The following is a 760-nucleotide window of genomic DNA, read 5'->3' as shown; positions in this document are numbered from 1 at the left end:
TATTATGGCTCACGGCAGATGACATGGCATCTGCGCCGCCAGGGACATGAAGTGGGCCGCAAGCGGGTCCGGCGGCTCATGGCGATCATGGGCCTGCGGGCGATCTACCAGAAGCCGCGCACGACCGTGCCCCATCCGGAGCATCGGAAATATCCATATCTGCTACGGGATCTGGTCATCAATCGGCCTGACCAGGTCTGGTGTTCCGATATCACATATATTCCCATGAAACGGGGATTTCTCTATCTCGTGGCGATCATGGACTGGTTCACGCGCAAGGTCCTGTCCTGGCGTCTGTCGAACACGATGGACGTGGAGTTCTGTATCGAGGCGCTACAGGATGCCCTCATGCGCTATGGCGCCCCGGACATTTTCAATACTGACCAGGGGGCGCAATTTACGACACCCCGTTTCACCGGGATACTGGAAGAGCGTCAGATCCGCATCAGTATGGACGGGCGTGGGCGATGGCTGGATAACGTGTTCATCGAGCGTCTGTGGCGGTCGCTGAAATATGAATGCGTCTACCTGCACGCGTTCGAGACCGGATCAGAGCTGAGGGCCGGGCTTGGCAGATGGATCGCCCATTATAACGAAAGGCGTCCGCATACGGCGCTGGCTGGACGAACGCCCGATGAGGCGTATCATAACGTGCCGACGCCATCTGGTCCGGGGTTAACCCCGGACCAGATGGCCAACAGCAACGCCGTCAGAAGGGCGGCATAACAACAACCGGGTATAGCTTATCAAGCCCGCAAAA

1 protein-coding gene is annotated in these 760 nt (G+C 58.2%); it reads left to right on the top strand.

The genetic code is table 11. The features are described from left to right. A partial coding sequence (locus HKD27_RS16280; RefSeq protein ID WP_197436630.1) for an IS3 family transposase occupies nt 1-726 on the top strand: 726 nt, incomplete at its 5' end. Nucleotides 727-760: the final 34 nt, after the last annotated feature.

The sequence above is a fragment of the Gluconobacter sp. R75690 genome (genome assembly GCF_015244525.1).
Classification (GTDB): Bacteria; Pseudomonadota; Alphaproteobacteria; order Acetobacterales; family Acetobacteraceae; genus Gluconobacter; species Gluconobacter potus.
This window is presented reverse-complemented; position numbering and strand designations above follow the sequence as displayed.